The sequence below is a fragment of the Streptomyces candidus genome, assembly GCF_014207445.1.
GTDB classification, from domain to species: domain Bacteria; phylum Actinomycetota; class Actinomycetes; order Streptomycetales; family Streptomycetaceae; genus Streptomyces; species Streptomyces candidus.
Genome location: NZ_JACHEM010000011.1, coordinates 239,226 through 256,461 on the forward strand (window position 1 = coordinate 239,226; position 17,236 = coordinate 256,461).

The following is a 17,236-nucleotide window of genomic DNA, read 5'->3' on the forward strand; positions in this document are numbered from 1 at the left end:
CTCACATGCCCCCGTCGGCACTTCCACCGGGGCCCGCTCACGCGTCTCCGCTCACGCGCCCCCCGGCCCTGCCCCCCGCAGGGAGCTGCGGCCCGCGTCCCACGCCGCCAGCACCTGGCGCTCCCAGCGGTCCTCCAGCAGCCCGATCGACCGGATACCGAACGCCACGTCCGGCGCCAGCTCCGGCTCGCGCGTCAGGAGATCGCCTATCACGTCGTGGCGCATCACCTGCTCGTGCACGGCGTCCGCCTCGATGTGCTCGGTGTAGAAGCGCGTGCACTGCTCGCCGGCGTCGAACCGTTCCAGTGCCCGTGCCATCCGGCGGGCACCCGGCGGCGAGGTGATCTCCAGGGCGGCGAAGAATCCCACGGCCGCGCCGCGCAGGGCCCGGTGCAGGCCGCACAGCGACATCAGGTTCACCGGGGCGAGCGTGGCCGCCGGCACCGCGTCGAGGTAGTGGCCGTACCGGGTGTCCAGACCCGCACCCGCCATCAGGTCGGCGAACAGCTTGGCGTGCACCCGGTCGCCCCGGCCGGCTCCGAACTCGTCGTACTCGACCGCCACCAGGGACGCCTTCGCCTGGCCCTCTAGACGGGGGATCACCCACGCCTGCGGGTCCGACTCCTTCAGCTGGTAGAGCGAGCGGTGCACCAGCACCTCCCGCAGTTGCTCCCACGTCCCGTCGGCCGCCAGCCGGTGCGAGATGCCGTGCCCCTCGACCGGCTCGACCAGCAGCGCGTCCAGTTCGGCCGTCACGTCGTCGGACCCGGTGTCGGCCTCGCGCAGCGCCCCGAGGAACGCCTCCTCCATCGCGCCGCGCAGGCGCAGCAGCTCCGGGTCCCACTCCAGCGAGTCGGCGACACCGGCGAAGCCCCGGTAGTGGAGTTCGTACGCCATGTACAGGGCCAGCTGAAGGTCCTCACCGAAGGGGTCCGTCCGGGCGGCCTCCTTGAGCAGCGGCCCGACCGGAACGGGGCCGGCGCGCAGCAGAGACCGTACGCCTTCGGACAACTCGCCCCGTGCGGCGGGCAGTGCGGGCCGATGATTCATCTCCGTCACTCCGCCGTGCCCTCCGTTCCCGTCCCCGTTCCCGATTCTGCCTCGCCGAACTTCTGCACGCACTCCAGCGGGTGCACGGCCGGCCCCTGGAGGACCTCCCCGTCCACCCCGAACCGGGAGCCGTGGCACGGGCACTCCCAGGTGCGTTCCGCGTCGTTGAACCCGACCAGGCAACCCAGGTGCGTGCACCGCGCGGACACCGCGTGCAACGCGCCCGTGTCGTCGCGGTGCACCGCGACGTGGCGCATCCCGTCGCGCACCACCGCGCCGCCGCCCGGCGGGATGTCCCGCACCCCGCCGTGACTCGTCAGCCGGTCGCCGACGAAGTGACCGGCGGCGGCCCCCGCCGTACGCAGCAGGGCGGGCGCCTCGCGCAGCGGGGCCAGCCGCACCGGGTCGTACAGCTCCGCCCACTCCAGGGCCTCGTCCGGCTCCCCGTCGCCGGCGTCACCGGCGGCCTGTGCGGTGATCCGGGCGGCCAGCAGCCGTCCCGCCATCACCCCGGCACTCATGCCCCAGCCGTTGAACCCTGCCGCCACCCAGCTGTGCCGGGCCCCCGGCCGCAGCCTGCCGACGAAGGGCACACCGTCCGTCGGCTCGTTGTCCTGGGCGGCCCAGCGGTGCGTGAACCGCACCCCGGGGAAGCGTTCGGACGTCCACCGCTCCAGCCGCGCGTACCGCTCCCCGACATCGCCCTCGCCGGGCGTGAACTTCTCCCCGGTCACGATCAGGAGCCTGCGCGCGCCGTCGTACGGGGCCGTGCGCACCGAACGGGTGGAATTCTCCGGCGTCAGGAACATGCCGCGCGGGTCGTCCTCGGCCGGAATCGTCCCGGCCACCACCAGCTCCCGGTGCGGCTTCAGCCGGGTGAAGAGCAACGACCGGTCGAAGACGGGATAGTGCGTGGCCACCACCACTTCACGCGCCCGCACCTCCCGGTCCGCCTGTTCCTGACCGCCGCCCGCCACGGTCAGCCGGCACGGTTCGCCCTCGTGCAGCCCGGTCACCCGGGCACCCTCGACGATCCGCCCGCCGCGCCGCCGCAGGTCGGCGACCAGCGCGAGCAGGTACTTGCGCGGATGGAACTGCGCCTGGTCCTCCACCCGCACCGCCCCGGTCACCGGGAACGGCAGCCCGGTCTCCGTCACGTACGTCGCGACGAGTCCCGCCTCCCGGGCGGCCTCCGCCTCGGCGACCACGGCACGCGCCTGCTCGCCGGTCTCGCTGTAGGTGTACGCCGGGACGCGCTCGAAGTCGCAGTCGATGCCCAGTTCCTGGCACACCGACTCCACCCGGTCCACCGCGTCCTGCTGCGAGCGGGCGTAGAGCCGCGCGGCGTCCGCGCCCCGGGTGCTCCGGACCCGCTGGTAGGCGAGCCCGTGCAGGGCGGAGAGCTTCGCGGTGGTGTGCCCGGTCACGCCGGAGGCGATCCGGTCGGCCTCCAGCAGCAGCACCGAACGTCCGGCCCGCGCCAGCTCCCAGGCCGCGCACACCCCCGCGATGCCGCCGCCGACCACGGCGACGTCCACGACGGTGTCCGCGTCCAGGTCCGCATGCGGGGGGCCGGGGTGCTCGGAGTGCTGTACGCCATCCGGGTACTCCATCCAGTACGACCCCCAGGGGGCCGAGGAACCACTCGTCATCCGCTGCTCCTTGCCGTGTGCGTGCCGCTTGCCAAGCGTGTGACCGGGACGTTTGAGCCAAGACCCGGTGCGGGGGCCGTTTTGCCCCGGGCTCTGCGAGGTACCCGCGTCGCATGCGCCTACACGGAACACGCCTCCTGAGACCACCCGGTGTGTACGCCCCGCAGGAGGACACCCGCCTACTGGCGCGTGCCGTCCGCGACGAGCCTCGCACCCCCGGCGCCGTCGTGCTCGACGTCTGCACCGGCACGGGGGCACTCGCCCTGACCGCAGCCGCACACGGTGCCGCTCACGTCACCGCCGTCGACCTGTCGCGCAGAGCCGTCCTCGCGGCCCGGTGGAACGCCCGGCTGCGAGGACTCCCCGTCCGGGCCGTCCGCGGCTCCCTGCTGTCCGCGGTACCCGGCCGCACCTTCGACCTGATCCTGTCCAACCCGCCGTACGTGCCGACCCCGGGCCCGCTGCCCTCCGGCGGTGCCGAGCGCGCCTGGCGGGCCGGTGAGGACGGCCGGGCCGTCCTCGACGAACTGTGCGAGGGGGCGCCCGCGGCCCTGCGTCCCGGCGGGGTGCTGCTCGTGGTGCACTCGGCGCTCTGCGGCACCGAGCGCACCGTCGAGATGCTCCGCGAGAGCGGCCTGAGCACCCGTGTCGTCGACCGGGAGATAGTCCCGTACGGACCCGTCATGCGGCGGCACGCCCGCTGGCTGGAGGAACGAGGCCTGGTCGAACCGGGCGTACAGAAGGAAGAACTGGTGGTGATCCGTGCCGAACGCGCATGAAGCCGACGCAACCGTCGGCCCCGAACCGGCAGCGCCCCCGCCCGGCCCCGCCCAGGGCCCCGCGCCCGACGCGCACACGCCCGGCGCGGTCCCCGGACCCGCGCCCGGCGCACCGACGCCCGAACCCGCCCCCACCGGCCGGGAGGTGCGCCGCGTGACCATCGACCCGCAGGGCCCGCTGCTGGTGGAGGGCCCCGTCGAAGTCGCTCTGCCCGACGGCGGGACGGCGCGCTCCGACCGCTTCGTGGTCGCCGTGTGCACCTGCCGTCGCAGCCGGAGCTACCCCTGGTGCGACACCAGCCACCGCCGCAGGACCCGGAAGCCGTCCCGGGACGCGACGGACTGACAAAGAGCGGAAGGACGAGACATCAACGACGCGAGTACCGGCCGCAGCCACCCGGGCGACCCCCGCATCCGCGTGGGGACGTGCTCCTGGACCGACCCCGCCCTGGTCTCCAGCGGCTGGTACCCGCCCGGTGCACGAGGGGCCGAAGGACGCCTGCGGCACTACGCCACCCGCTTCCCCGTCGTCGAGGCCGACAGCACCTTCTACGCGCTGCCCTCCGAGCGGGTCGCCAAGCTGTGGGCACAGCGCACCCCCGACGGCTTCCTCTTCGACGTCAAGGCGTACGCCCTGCTGACCGGACACAGTGCCGCCACCTCCGCACTCCCAGCCCACCTGCGGTACGCGGCCCAAGGCAGAAACCGCATACGCCCCCGCGACCTGACCCCCGACCTGCTCGACGAGGTGTGGCGGCTGTTCCACGAGGGGATAGCCCCGCTGCGCGAGACCGGCCGTCTGGGCAGCGTGCTGTTCCAGTTCTCGCCCTGGTTCCGCCCGGAGGCCCGCTCACTGGCGTACCTGGCGGAGTGCGGGCGACGCGCCGAGGTGCCGATCAGCGTGGAGTTCCGCCATCCCGGCTGGTTCGCCCCGGAACGGCTTCCGGAAACCCTCGCCTTCCTGCGCGAGCACCGCATGCCGCTGGTCGCCGTCGACACCGCGCAGGACCTCCCCCAGTCGATGCCCCCCGTCGCCGAGGCGACCTCCGAGGACCTGGCGGTCGTACGCTTCCACGGCCGCAGCCCGCAGTGGGGGACCGGCAGCAAGGAGGACAGCTACCGCCACCGCTACACCCGGGAGGAGCTGCTCCCCTGGGTGCCGCGCATCCGCACCCTCTCGGCACGCGCCGCCCGGGTCCACGTCCTGTTCAACAACTGCTGTGCGGAGGCCTCCGTGCGGGCGGCCGAGACGATGGCCGGACTCCTCGGCGAGGAGGAGGCCTGACCCGCGCCCCTTCCCGTTCCTGCCACACGAACAAGGGCCGGCGGCTCATCACCAACCAGCTCAACCACGAGCGCGTCACCGTCGCCGCCCACGGAACGACCGCGGTCCCAGGCCCTGCACGACGTGCAACGCTGGGCCATGGCCACCCAGCTCGCCGACGGCCCGTCGCGTCATCGACCTGGGCTGAGTACGAGGCCGCCCCGCCCGCCCGCACAGCTACGAGGCGTTCCCCCGCGAGGCCGCGCGGAGGACCGAGGCGCCCGCGGGGGTCAGGGTGTGCAGCACCGATGTGGCGTGCCGGCTGCTGGTGATGAGCCCGGCGTCACGCAGCGCCGTGGCGTGCCGACTGGCGGACGCCGCGGAGACCCCTGCCGCCCGGGCGATCTCCCCCGTCGTCGCCCCGTCGGCGGCCGCGCACAGGGCCATCGCCCGGGTCCGCCCCAGGAGCGCGGCCAGAGGCACGGTCGGGTCGTCGGCGAGCCGGGGGTCCGGGGGCGGGGCGTCGGCGCCCCGGAGCACCGGATAGCACAGCACGGGAGGCAGCTCCGGATCGGCGAGGCTGTTGGGGGTGCGCCAGCAGAAGTACGTGGGGACGAGCGTCAGACCGCGCCCGTCCAGCCGCAGGTCCCGGTGGGACGCCGGGTAATCGACGTGCAGCACGGGCCGTTCCCAGCGCATCGGCGGGCCCGCACCGCCGAGCAGACCGTCGACGCCGTCGTGCACGAACCCGCGGCAGCGCAACATCCGTTCGGCGTCGAAACGGGCTCGGATCCCCTCGGCGTACGGGGCGATCCCGGCCTCGTGGTAGGCGCGCAGCACCCGTACGAGTTCCCTGCGTTCGTCCAGTTCGGTGAGGCGCGCCGCCCACGGGGGCGCCCCGACCCGGCGGGCGAGCGTGGCCACCTCCCGCGACACCCGCCGCGCGGAGGTCGCGAGGATCGTGTCGAGGCCCGCGTCGAGACCCTCGACGCCCGGCCCCCGGGTGAGGAAGTCGGGGAAGTAGGACGCGCGGGGGAAGAGCGGCAGAAGAATGGTCCGCAGGGCACGGTCGAGTCCCTGCTCCCGCAGCCGGACGCGGACGGTTCTGTGCCAGTCGGCGTACGCCCAGCGGCCGGCCCGGGTCTGGAAGCGGTGCAGGCTGGTGGCGATCTCCCAGAGCGGATTCGGCGCGGCGGCGACCCTGACGGCGCCCAGGTCGGCGTCCTGGAAGTGGATGCGGAGCATCTTGTTCCCCCCTGTGGACTCAGCTTTTACGGTGAGCCGGAACATCATGGCCGAGGGTGCCGGAGACCCGTCATGGTTGGCCGACAGCCCAGTTCGGTGGGCGTGTCCGCACCATCGGGAACCATGACGCAGGAGGATTTGGCATGCGAACTCTCATCACGCGTATGGCAGTTGCGGTAGGAGCCGGGGCGATGCTCTTCGTGGGAATGCTGGGCACGGTCGGTGCCGCGCCGGCCCTCGCCGCCCCGCAGCAGACACATGCCGCACCGGTGGCGGAGCAGGCCCAGGTGAAGGCCACGTACAGCCGTAAGGTCTGGAAGACCGTGAACCACCGGGTCTCGGCGCACGGAGACTCCACGCTGATAGGCAAGCTCTACGCGAACACCTATTACACGGTGAGTTGCTGGAGGACCGGCGAGTCGGTGACCGCCGAGGGCACCACCAACAACGTGTGGATATATGCGAAAAACAGCAACGGGCGCTGGGGCTACGCCAGCGCGATCTACTTCTCGGGCAACAAGTACGCGGACCTGCCGCTGTCCGCCCGGTGCTAGTCCGGTCTCACCGGCGGCTCCGGGGGGTACCGCCGGTGAGACTGGGGGCGAAGTCCCGTGCGGTGCGCGGCACTTCGCCCCCTTGCGTCGTGGTGGGGGCAGTCCTGTGTGAGACGTCCGGAGAGCGGCAGGTTCTGCCGCGGTACGTCCTCGGCGAAGAGTCCGGCGATCCGGCGAAGAACCCGAATCCGTCGGCGGGAAACCCCTGCGACCGCGGGCACGTCGATCCGTCGGACGGGAACGCTCCCAAAGCGCGGGGTGTGCAGCATCACGCAGTGTCATCGCCCGGCAGGTGGCTGTCAATCGGGGGACCGGAAAAGTCACGGATTCAAACGCCACCCAACATCAAAGTGCGACAGACTCCTTGACCGGTCGTCGGCGGCTTCCTACGCTCGCAGCCCGTGGGAGCGTTCCCATACCTCCCATGCCGCTCATGTCCGCGGGCAATCGCCTTCGCGATGTCCGCGGGCAGCCGCGTTCGCGCACCCCCACAACCGGAGGTCACCGTGACCGACGCACATCGGAGCCGCCGCAGGACCCGCTCCGTCTTCCGCGCACGAAGACGGCCGAGGAGCAGGCTGATGCACGGAGTCACCGCCGCGGCGCTGGCCCTCTCCGCGCTCGCCGTGCTGCCGCACACCGCACAAGCGGCCGACGCACGGCAGGTGGAGCGCCTCGACCGCGGGCTGACCAGCACCCACACCGGCAGCGGGAACCTGGTGTCGTGGCGCTGGCTCGCCACCGACCCCGACCACGTGGCGTTCAACGTCTACCGGGGTACCGCCAAGCTCAACTCCTCGCCGCTCACCGCATCGACGAACTACTTCGACGCGGGCGCCGTGAACTCGGCCGACTACACGGTCCGCGCGGTGGTGGGAGGCGTCGAGCAGCCCGCCTCCGAGCGGGCGCTGCAGTTCCGCTCCGGACATCTGGACGTGCCGCTCTCCCCGCCGGCCGGGGGCACCACCCCGGACGGGGTCGCGTACACCTACGAGGCCAACGACGCGTCCGTGGGCGACCTCGACGGCGACGGCAGGCTCGACCTGGTCCTGAAGTGGCAGCCGACCAACGCCAAGGACAACTCGCAGTCGGGCCACACCGGCAACACGATCGTCGACGGCATACGCCTCGACGGCACCCGGCTGTGGCGCGTCGACCTGGGCCGCAACATCCGCTCGGGCGCGCACTACACGCAGTTCCAGGTCTACGACTACGACGGCGACGGGCGCGCCGAGGTCGCCATGAAGACGGCCGACGGCACCCGGGACGGCACGGGGACGGTGATCGGCAACTCCTCGGCCGACCACCGCAACGCCGGGGGATACGTCCTGTCCGGGCCCGAGTTCCTGACCATGTTCCACGGACAGACCGGCCGGGCGATGGGCACGGTGGACTATGTGCCCGCCCGCGGCACGGTCTCCTCCTGGGGCGACTCCTACGGCAACCGTGTCGACCGCTTCCTCGCGGGCACCGCCTATCTGGACGGCGCCCGTCCGTCCCTGATCATGGCCCGCGGCTACTACACCCGCACCGTCGTCGCCGCATGGGACTGGCGCGACGGCCGGTTCACCCGCCGCTGGACCTTCGACACCAACTCCTCCACCAACGCGGGCCGGGGCTACGACGGCCAGGGCAACCACAGCCTGTCGATCGCGGACGTCGACGGCGACGGCCGGGACGAGATCGTCTACGGTGCGATGACCGTCGACGACAACGGCGCCGGGCTGTGGACGAACAGGCTCGGCCACGGCGACGCGGGCCACGTCGGCGACCTCGACCCCTCCCGGCCGGGCCTGGAGTACTTCAAGGTCTCCGAGGACAAGAGCAGGCCCGGTTCGTGGCTGGCCGACGCGCGTACCGGCCGGGTCCTGTGGCAGACCGCCTCCGGCGCCGACAACGGCCGCGGCGTCGCCGCCGACGTCCACGCGGGCAGCCCCGGTGCGGAAGCATGGTCCGCCGCAGACTCGACCCTGCGCTCGGCCACCGGCACCGCCCTGGGCCGGAAACCCTCCAGCGCCAACTTCCTCTCCTGGTGGGACGGCGACCCCGTCCGCGAACTCCTCGACGGCACCCGCATCGACAAATACGGCACCTCGGGCGACACCCGTCTCCTCACCGCCTCCGGCGTCTCCTCCAACAACGGCACCAAGGCCACCCCGGCCCTCTCCGGCGACATCCTCGGCGACTGGCGCGAGGAAGTCGTCTGGCGTACGGCGGACAACCGCGCCCTGCGCATTCACTCGACGCCCCATCAGACGGGCACCCGTATCACCACACTGCTTCACGACACCCAGTACCGCACCGCCCTGGCCTGGCAGAACACCGCCTACAACCAGCCCCCGCACCCCAGCTTCTTCCTGGGCGCCGGCATGCCCGCCGCGCCACGCCCCACCGTGCACACCCCCTGACCACCACACCTCGCAAACATCGCACCCCCGCCCCACCCGCTGCCCCGGGCACCCCGGGCGGCGCGTGGGGCGGCAGCCCCGCACCCCTGACCGAGCAGGCCCACCCCGCGCCCGCCCCTCGGCATGCTGCCTGAACGGCGTTAGCGTGATCGGTATGTCCGTGACCCGTACGTCCGTGACCTCCGTGCCCGCCGCGAACCCCGACCCCGGCCTCTTCGGCCCCGCCTCCGTCACCTGGCAGGTGCACGGCGACCCGATGATGTGGATCGCCGGCGTCCGGGCGCTCTACCTCCAGGCACTGCACCCCCGGGCCGTGCGCGGCGTCATGATCAACAGCACGTTCATGGACGACGCGTGGGGCCGCCTGATGCGTACCGCGGACTTCGTCGGCACGACGACGTACGGCACCACTCCGGCCGCCGAGCAGGCCGGTGCCCGGGTCCGGGACATCCACCGCCGTCTCGGCGTCGACGACCCGGAACTCCTCCTCTGGGTGCACTGCGCCGAGATCGACTCGTACCTGACCGTGGCCCGCCGTTCCGGTCTGCGGATGACCGACGCGCAGGCCGACCTGTACGTCCGTGAACACCGCGAAAGCGCCCGGCTCGTCGGCCTCGACCCGGCCGGAACACCGGCGAGTACCCGGGAGCTGGCGGACTACTTCCTGCGGACGCGGCCTTGCCTGGAGGCCGGCGATGACGCCCGTACGGTCGACGCGTTCCTGCGCAGGCCACCGGTTCGCCCCGTCCTCGTCCCGGCGCGCGAACTGATCTGGCGGCGGGTGGCGCACCTCGCGTACGCCTCCCTGCCCCCGTACGCACATGTCCTGTACGGCAGGGCCGCACCCGCCCCGCGTGCGGCGGACCGCAGGCTCGCCGCCACCGGCATACTTCTGCGCGGCATCCCCGCCCGCCTCCGCTGGCAGCTCCCCCCGGGGCACATCTTGAAGGCGGTTGCCCGCCTCGGGCCCGGCAGCCGCCCCGCCCCGTACAAACTCGACCGCATGGCGGCCATACTGGACGGGCCGGGGAGGGCGCAGTGGAGCGACGGGGGCGACAGTACGAGATGGCGGACACCAGGCTGATCCAGGGCCGGTACCGGCTGCTCGATCTGATCGGGCGCGGGGGCATGGGCGAGGTGTGGCGCGCCCAGGACGAGTCGCTGGGGCGGCACGTCGCGGTCAAGTGCCTCAAGCCGGTGGGGGCCCAGCCCGACCAGGCGATCTCCGGGGTGCTGCGCGAACGCTTCCGGCGCGAGGCGCGGGTCGCCGCCGCCCTCCAGCACCGGGGCGTCACCGTGGTGCACGACTTCGGCGAGTACGAGGGCGTGCTGTACCTGGTGATGGAACTGCTGGAGGGACGCAACCTCAGCCAGCTCCTGGAGGACAACAAACAGCACCCATTGCCCGTCCACGACGTCGTCGACATCGCCGAACAGGTCGCCTGGGCCCTCGCGTACACCCATGAACAGGGCATCGTCCACCGTGACCTGAAGCCCGCGAACATCATGCGGCTCGCCGACGGCACCGTGAAGATCTGCGACTTCGGCATCGCGCGACTGGGCCACGACATCGGCTACACCTCCCGCCTCACCGGCACCGGCATCGCCATGGGCACCCCGCACTACATGTCGCCCGAACAGATCAGCGGCGTCGGCGTCGACCACCGCAGCGACCTCTACTCGCTGGGCTGCGTACTCTACGAAATCGCCACCGGGGTCCCGCCGTTCGACCTGGACGACGCGTGGGCGGTACTCGTCGGCCACCGCGACACCGTCCCCGAACCGCCCCGCACCCACCGGGCGGAACTCCCCGAGTTCTTCGACCGGATCGTGCTCGACCTGCTCGCCAAGACCCCCGACGGGCGGCCCGCCGACGCCAAGGACCTCGGGCGCCGCCTCACCGACGGACGCCTGACCCCGGCCGGGGCCTTCGCCCTGCCCGGCCACTCCCCGACGGTCCTCGGCGCGGCCCCCGGCCCACGCCGCCCCGGCAGACGGGCCGAGCAACTGCCGCCCCGGGCGCCCGCGCTGCCGTCCTGGACCCGCGGCATGACCACAGGGCACAAGGCGGGCGGCACCGGCACCCTCACCCCCGCGCACGGCGATCCCGTCGCCGGACTGACCGGCGAGTGGACCAGCGGTGGCGGGCTGCGCGCCCCCGCGTCCGGCGTGGTTCCCGTACAGGCACAACGGCCCACGCCCCCGCCCGAGGTCCTCGACGTCCTCGACAGCCGGCACAACGCGGGCCTCAGCCTGGGCCGCCTCGGCCGGTGGGAGGAGGCGGGCGAGGTGCACCGCGCGGTCGCCGTCGAACGCGAGCACGCACTGGGCCCCGACCATCCCGACACCCTCGCCAGCCACTACGAGGTCGGGTTCACCCTCAGCCGCACGGGCCGGGCCGCCGACGCGCTGCGCGAGTTCACCCGGGTCGCGGAGGGGCGGGCGCGCACCATGGGCGCCGAACACCCCGAGACGCTCGCCGCCCGGCAGGAGACGGCCTACGTACTGGGCCAGCTCGGCCGGCACTTCGAGGCCCACCAGGTGTACTCCTCGGTGCTGTCCGCCCGCGAACGCACCATGGGGGCCGAACACGTCGACACCCTGCGCTGCCGCCACAACCTCGCCTTCAACCTCAGCAGACTCGGCCGGCTGGAGGACTCCTACCGAATGGCCCGGGACGTGGCGGCGGCCCGCGCCCGCGTCCTGGGCGCCTCGCACCCCGACACCCTCGTCACCCGGTACGAAGTCGCCTACGCCCTCGGTCAGCTGGGACGCTGGACCGAGGCCCTCCAGACCTACCGGGAGGTCGCGCAGGCCCGCGCCCAGGCGCTCGGCGCGGACCACCCCGACACCCTCTCCGCCCGCTACGAGGTCGGCATCTGCCTGGGCCGGCTCGGGCGCAGCGCCGACGCGCTGGAGCTGTACCGCGAGCTGATCGACGACCGTACGCGGACCGCCGGGCCGACCGACGCGGAAACGCTGCGCGCCCGGCACGGCCTCGGCGTCAACCTCGGACGGCTCGCCCGCTGGGAGGAGGCCCTCGCGGAGGCCCGCGACGTGTGCGCCATCCGGGAACGGGTCCTGGGCCCCGGCCACCCCGACACTCTCGTCTCGCGCCGCGAGGTCGCCGTCGGACTCGGCTGGCTGGGCCGCTGGGCGGACGCGCTCGCGGTCTACCGGCAGGTCGCCCAGGAACGCGAACGGGTACTCGGCGCCGACCACCCGGACGCCCTCGCGAGCCGCAACGACGAGGCCCAGTGCCTGGAACAGCTCGGGCGGGGTGCGGAGGCGGCGGAGATGTACCGCCGGGTGGCGGCACTGCGCGGGGAGCGGGGCGCGGAAAGGTGACGCGGTGACCCCGCGGCAGGGCGGGCGGGCAGGCGCCGCGGGCGACCCGGCGCTGCGGGCAGCCCCTACCAGGTCGGCGTTGGCACCACCGTCAGCAGCGCCGAGACCGCCACCACCCCCACCAGCATCACCATTTCCGCCCGCGCGGGCCGTTCCACGGCGTCCTCCGCGATCCGCGCCCGACGCCCCCGCCGGCCCCCGCGCTTCCGGTGCAGCCGGGACCTCGCCACCAGCGCCAGCACGCTCACCACCGCCACCAGCACCAGCTTCACGACCAGGGTCCGCCCGTACGCGGTCGTGAAGACGTCCTCCAGCGGCAGCCTGCGCAGCGTGCTGAACGTCCCGGTCACCGCCAGCGCCACGTACAGGAACACCGCCATCCGCGCGTACCGGCCCAGCAGCACCCGCCCGGCCCCCGGCTCCCCGTCCTGCCGGCCGCGCCACAGGTGCAACGCCCGCAACGCGTACACCAGCCCTCCCGTCCACAGGGCCGAGGCCGTCAGGTGAATCGTCGTCAGGACGATCCCCACCTCCGGGGTGTCCAGTTCCGGATGGGCCCGTACCGCCTCGGCGAGGATCACCGCGGCGAGCGGCAGCACCGCCCAGGCCGGCCGCTTCAGCCACGCGCACGCGGCGGCCGCGAGGAACGCGTTGGCCTGGAGCAGGAGCATGCCCCCGGGATCCGTCGCGTACGTCTCGGTGAAGCTCAGGCGGTTCAGGTCGGCCATCTGGACGATCTGGCCGAAGGCGGCCGCCGCCCCGGCCAGTGACAGCGCGACCCCCCACCCGGGCGGCCTGACCCGCGGAGTCCCCGGCACCGTGCGTGCCAGCCGGTGCCCGACGATCTCGCCGAGGTGGAGGAAGAGCGCGGCCAGGAACACGGAACGCAGCAGCGTCGTGGTCCCGGCCCCGGGTATGTGCAGCTCGCCCGTGTCGCGCGAGACGATGCCCATGCCGAGCAGGGCCACCACGACGAGCACGGCCGCGGCGGCAGCCGGTGTCGTGTACGTCTTCGCCCGCAGCCACCGGCCGGCGTCCCCACCGGGCCCCCGCCGGTCCGTCTCCCGCCCGGTGTTTTCCCGCCCGCCGGGCTTCCGGACGAGGCGCTGATCGGGGTGCCCGTCGAACGGTGCGTCGGGACGCCCGTCGACGGGCACGGGGTGCGGGGAAGGCTCCGGATAGGTCACCCGACGATTTTCCCCATGGGGACGAGAGGGCACAAAGCGGCCCCCCTGTTCCCGTCCGTACTCGTCCCGGCTGTCCACGGCCGTCACCCCCCTCCCCATTCCCGCTGTCGGACACGGGACCCACAGCGTAGGGTCCCGCCATGTCCGCACCTCGCATGTCCGAAGACGCACCGGTGGCCCCCGCGCGTTCCGCGTACGACGCGGTCGTCGTCGGCGGCGGCCACAACGGACTGGTGGCCGCCGCCTACCTCGCCCGCGCCGGCCGTTCGGTGCTCCTCCTGGAGCGGCTCAACGCCACCGGGGGAGCGGCGGTGTCCACCCGCCCCTTCGCCGGGACCGACGCCCGGCTCTCCCGCTACTCGTACCTGGTGTCGCTGCTGCCCCGGAGCATCGTGCGTGACCTGGGGCTCTCCTTCGCCGTACGGAAGCGGACCATCTCCTCGTACACCCCGCGCAAGAGCGGCGGCGGCCTGCTCGTGGGCGGCCCCGGCACCCGTGCCTCCTTCGCCGGACTCACCGGGGGACACAGGGAGTTCCGTGCGTGGCAGGACTTCTACGGGCGGCTGCGCGCGGTCGCCGAGCGGGTCTTTCCGACCTTCACCGAGCCCCTCCCCTCCCGCGACGACCTCCGTCGCCGCATCCAGGACGACGCGGCCTGGCGGATGCTCTTCGAGGAGCCGATCGGTACCGCGATCGAGGAGACGTTCGACCACGACCTCGTACGCGGCGTCGTCCTCACCGACGCTCTGATCGGCACCTTCGCCGACGCCCACGACGCGTCGCTGTCCCAGAACCGGTGCTTCCTCTACCACGTCGTCGGCGGCGGCACAGGCGACTGGGACGTGCCCGTCGGCGGCATGGGCGCCCTCACCGACGCCCTCGCGGCCGCCGCCCGCTGGGCGGGCGCGGACATCGTCACCGGCTGCGAGGCGACCCGGATCGAGACGGACGGGGCACGCGCCGAGGTCTCGTACCGTACGGAAGCCGGCGAGGGGCGCGCCGCCGCCCGGCACGTCCTCGTCAACGCCGCACCGCGGGACGTCGCCCGCCTGCTCGGCCAGGAGCCGCCCGCGCCCGCCCCCGAGGGCTCCCAGTTCAAGGTCAACATGCTGTTGCGCCGGCTGCCGCGTCTCCGCGACACGGCCGTGGACCCGCGCGACGCGTTCGCCGGGACGTTCCACGTGGCCGAGGGATACGACGAACTGGCCGCCGCGTACAGGGAAGCGGCGGCGGGGCGGCTGCCGGGCGCCCCGCCCTCGGAGCTGTACTGCCACTCGCTGACCGACCCCTCCATCCTCGGCCCGGACCTGGTCGCGAGCGGCCACCAGACCCTCACCCTCTTCGGCCTGCACACGCCCGCCCGCCTCTTCACCGCCGACAACGAAGCCACTCGGTCCGCGCTGCTGCGCACCACCCTGGAACAGCTCGACGCCCACCTCGCCGAGCCGCTTGCCGACTGTCTTGCCGTCGACGCGGACGGCGCCCCCTGCATCGAGGCCAGAACCCCGCTCGACCTGGAACGGGAACTGAGGCTTCCCGGCGGGCACATCTTCCACGGCGACCTGTCCTTTCCGTATCTCACGGAGGGGACCGGGCGTTGGGGAGTGGAGACGGAGCACGCCAACGTCCTGCTGTGCGGGGCGGGCGCCGTCCGCGGCGGCGGCGTCAGCGGGATCGCCGGACACAACGCGGCGATGGCGGTCCTGGGACGCTGACCGATCGGTTCCGGAACGCTGCGACCGGCCGGTCCCCAGACGGTGCCACCGGCCGCTGCGCGAGCGGCGGTGCGACCGGCCCCTCCCTGGTGCGGGCCGCGCGGGTGTTCAGTCCGCCGACGCCGTCCACCCGGCCGCCTCGATCCGGGCGGCGTCCCGCGGCCGTTTCTCGTCGAACAGCGTCCGGTCGCCGTCCGTCACCCGCAGTCCGTCGACGTACACCCCGCGCCCCACGTAGCGGGCGTCGGTCGTGTACCGCCACCGCAGGGTGACCCTCTTCCCCTCGTACGGGCCGAGATCGGCGCCCGCCCGGTGCCACAGGCGGCCTGACCACCCGGTGACCGCCCCGCCGGGGTGCGGCTCGGGCCGCCCGCCCCGGCGTACGGTCGTGAACGGCACCGGCTGCCACGTCGCCCCGGCGTCCGCCGACGCCTCCAGGGCAAGGGTGTCGGCGGACGGTTCGACGTCCCACCACAGGTCGCAGCGCAGCAGCCCCCGGCCGGAAGCGAGCGGCAGCACCGGCAGGGAGAGCGTCGCCGTGGCGGCCGAGGCCATGCCCGAGAACCACGCGGTACGCCCCTGCGCGGGCCGCACCGCGACCGCCCGCGCCATGTCGTTCGCCGTCGCCACGCGCGGCGCGGAACCGGAGCGCCAACTGCGTACCGGGTGCACCGAGTTGCCCAGGACGATCAGGAACGAGTCCGTCGTCGGGTCGATGACCAAGCTGGTGCCGGTGAAACCGGTGTGGCCCGCGGTGCGCGGGGTGGCCATCGCGCCCATGTACCAGTGCTGGTGCAGCTCAAAGCCCAGCCCGTGCTCGTCACCGGGAAAATCCGTGTTGAAGTCGGTGAACATCAGCTCCACCGACTCCTCCCGCAGGATACGGGCGCGCCCGTACACCCCTCCGTTGAGCAGCGTCCTGGCGAGAACGGCCAGGTCCCAGGCGGTGGAGAAGACGCCCGCGTGCCCGGCCACCCCGCCGAAGCCGTACGCGTTCTCGTCGTGCACCTCGCCCCAGACCAGGCCGCGGTCGATGCCCGACCAGGGCTTGCGGGCGTCCTCGGTGGCTGCGATCCCCGGCTTCCAGTCGGCGGGCGGGTTGAAACGCGTGCGGCGCATCCCGAGCGGAGCGGTGATCTCCTCGCGGAGCAGCGTGTCCAGAGAGCGCGCGGTGATCTCCTCCAGCACCAGCTGGAGCGAGATCAGATTCAGGTCGGAGTACAGGTACGTCGTGCCGGGCGGGTTCGCCGGGGTCTCGTTCCACAGCATCTCCAGCTTGCCCTCGCGGGTCGGCTGCAAGTACAGCGGAATCCACGCCCGGAAGCCCGAGGTGTGCGTCAGCAGCTGCCGGACGGTGATGCCGCCCTTTCCCGCCCTGCCGAACTCCGGGAGGTACGAGGCGACCTCTGCCTCCAGGTCCAGTGCGCCCCGCTCGATCTGCTGCACCGCGAGCATCGACGTGAACAGCTTCGAGACCGACGCCAGGTCGAAGACCGTGTCCCGGGCCATCGGGATCTGCCGCTCCGGCGGGAACTCCACCGCCGTGCCGCTCTTCTCGTCGTATGCGGAGTACCGCACGGCGTACCCGATCGGTTCATGCAGCGCGACCGTGCCGCCGCGCCCGGCGAGCAGTACCGCCCCCGCGTACCAGGGGTGTTCGGGGGAGGGGCCCAGGAAACCGCGGGCGTCCTCGACGAGCCGGTCCAGGTGGGCGGGCAGGAGTCCGGCGCGGGCGGCCGAGCCGTACCGCAGCGTCGGCCGGTGCCGGGCGCCCCGCACGTCGTCCGTCTCCGTCGCTCCGGCGACGGGAATCTGACCCAGCATCAGTGCTCCTCCCAGCGCTGCGGCGCCGCCCGCGAAGTACCGGCGGGTGACGCCCCGGCGACCCCCGCCCTCGTTGCCGCCGTCCTGGCCGCCGACGGACCTGTCACCGGTGCCGCTGTGCGCGGAGTCCACAGTCATGCCCACCAGCAGGCCAAAACCGGCCCCGGGTGTCAACCGTCCCGCCCGCCTCGCGCGTCCCGGTGCCCGGAC

General features: G+C 73.2%; 13 protein-coding genes. 8 read left to right on the forward strand and 5 right to left on the reverse strand.

Translation table 11 applies throughout. The features are described 5' to 3' along the window. Positions 1-51 precede the first annotated feature (51 nt). Entirely contained in the window at positions 52-1,050 is a 999-nt protein-coding gene (locus HNQ79_RS21775; protein WP_185033617.1) for an iron-containing redox enzyme family protein, read from the reverse strand. A gap of 5 nt (positions 1,051-1,055) precedes the next feature. Then, positions 1,056-2,702 carry an FAD-dependent oxidoreductase gene (locus HNQ79_RS21780; RefSeq protein WP_229923597.1) on the reverse strand — a complete coding sequence of 549 codons (1,647 nt, stop codon included), beginning with the start codon at positions 2,700-2,702 and terminating at the stop codon, positions 1,056-1,058. 113 nt (positions 2,703-2,815) lie between these two features. On the opposite strand from HNQ79_RS21780, the gene HNQ79_RS21785 reads away from it, so the two are divergent. The 3 genes from HNQ79_RS21785 to HNQ79_RS21795 all read left to right on the forward strand — a co-directional run bounded on the left by HNQ79_RS21785 (position 2,816) and on the right by HNQ79_RS21795 (position 4,766). Continuing rightward, positions 2,816-3,481, forward strand: a complete 666-nt coding sequence (locus HNQ79_RS21785; RefSeq protein WP_185033619.1) for a HemK2/MTQ2 family protein methyltransferase — start codon at positions 2,816-2,818, stop codon at positions 3,479-3,481. Between the two features lie 145 nt (positions 3,482-3,626). After that, the gene (locus HNQ79_RS21790; RefSeq protein WP_185033733.1) at positions 3,627-3,827 is read left to right on the forward strand and encodes a CDGSH iron-sulfur domain-containing protein; all 201 of its coding nucleotides are present in this window, start codon (positions 3,627-3,629) and stop codon (positions 3,825-3,827) included. A gap of 72 nt (positions 3,828-3,899) precedes the next feature. Continuing rightward, positions 3,900-4,766: a DUF72 domain-containing protein gene (locus tag HNQ79_RS21795; RefSeq protein WP_308437353.1), complete on the forward strand. Its 867-nt coding sequence runs from the start codon at positions 3,900-3,902 to the stop codon at positions 4,764-4,766. 216 nt (positions 4,767-4,982) lie between these two features. On the opposite strand, the gene HNQ79_RS21800 is transcribed toward HNQ79_RS21795, so the two are convergent. Continuing rightward, on the reverse strand, positions 4,983-5,990 hold the full coding sequence (locus tag HNQ79_RS21800; RefSeq protein WP_185033621.1) for a MarR family transcriptional regulator: 1,008 nt from the start codon (positions 5,988-5,990) through the stop codon (positions 4,983-4,985). 164 nt (positions 5,991-6,154) lie between these two features. Between HNQ79_RS21800 and HNQ79_RS21805 the strand changes: the two genes are divergently transcribed. The 4 genes from HNQ79_RS21805 to HNQ79_RS21820 all read left to right on the forward strand — a co-directional run bounded on the left by HNQ79_RS21805 (position 6,155) and on the right by HNQ79_RS21820 (position 12,300). Beyond that, a complete protein-coding gene (locus HNQ79_RS21805; RefSeq protein ID WP_185033623.1) occupies positions 6,155-6,544 on the forward strand; it encodes a hypothetical protein in 390 nt (129 codons plus the stop codon). 581 nt (positions 6,545-7,125) lie between these two features. Beyond that, on the forward strand, positions 7,126-8,952 hold the full coding sequence (locus tag HNQ79_RS21810) for a rhamnogalacturonan lyase (protein WP_185033625.1): 1,827 nt from the start codon (positions 7,126-7,128) through the stop codon (positions 8,950-8,952). 154 nt (positions 8,953-9,106) lie between these two features. Beyond that, positions 9,107-10,036 (forward strand): oxygenase MpaB family protein, encoded by a 930-nt coding sequence (locus tag HNQ79_RS21815; RefSeq protein ID WP_185033627.1) that lies wholly within the window; start codon positions 9,107-9,109, stop codon positions 10,034-10,036. Continuing rightward, a complete protein-coding gene (locus HNQ79_RS21820; RefSeq protein WP_185033629.1) occupies positions 10,018-12,300 on the forward strand; it encodes a serine/threonine-protein kinase in 2,283 nt (760 codons plus the stop codon). Before HNQ79_RS21815 ends, HNQ79_RS21820 begins: the two co-directional genes overlap by 19 nt. A gap of 65 nt (positions 12,301-12,365) precedes the next feature. Here HNQ79_RS21820 and HNQ79_RS21825 read toward each other — a convergent pair whose 3' ends face one another. Next, positions 12,366-13,487 carry a CopD family protein gene (locus HNQ79_RS21825; RefSeq protein WP_229923596.1) on the reverse strand — a complete coding sequence of 374 codons (1,122 nt, stop codon included), beginning with the start codon at positions 13,485-13,487 and terminating at the stop codon, positions 12,366-12,368. Between the two features lie 140 nt (positions 13,488-13,627). On the opposite strand from HNQ79_RS21825, the gene HNQ79_RS21830 reads away from it, so the two are divergent. Next, entirely contained in the window at positions 13,628-15,202 is a 1,575-nt protein-coding gene (locus HNQ79_RS21830) for a phytoene desaturase family protein (protein ID WP_229923595.1), read from the forward strand. Positions 15,203-15,310: 108 nt separating this feature from the next. On the opposite strand, the gene HNQ79_RS21835 is transcribed toward HNQ79_RS21830, so the two are convergent. Continuing rightward, a complete protein-coding gene (locus HNQ79_RS21835; RefSeq protein WP_185033631.1) occupies positions 15,311-17,164 on the reverse strand; it encodes a serine hydrolase domain-containing protein in 1,854 nt (617 codons plus the stop codon). Positions 17,165-17,236: the final 72 nt, after the last annotated feature.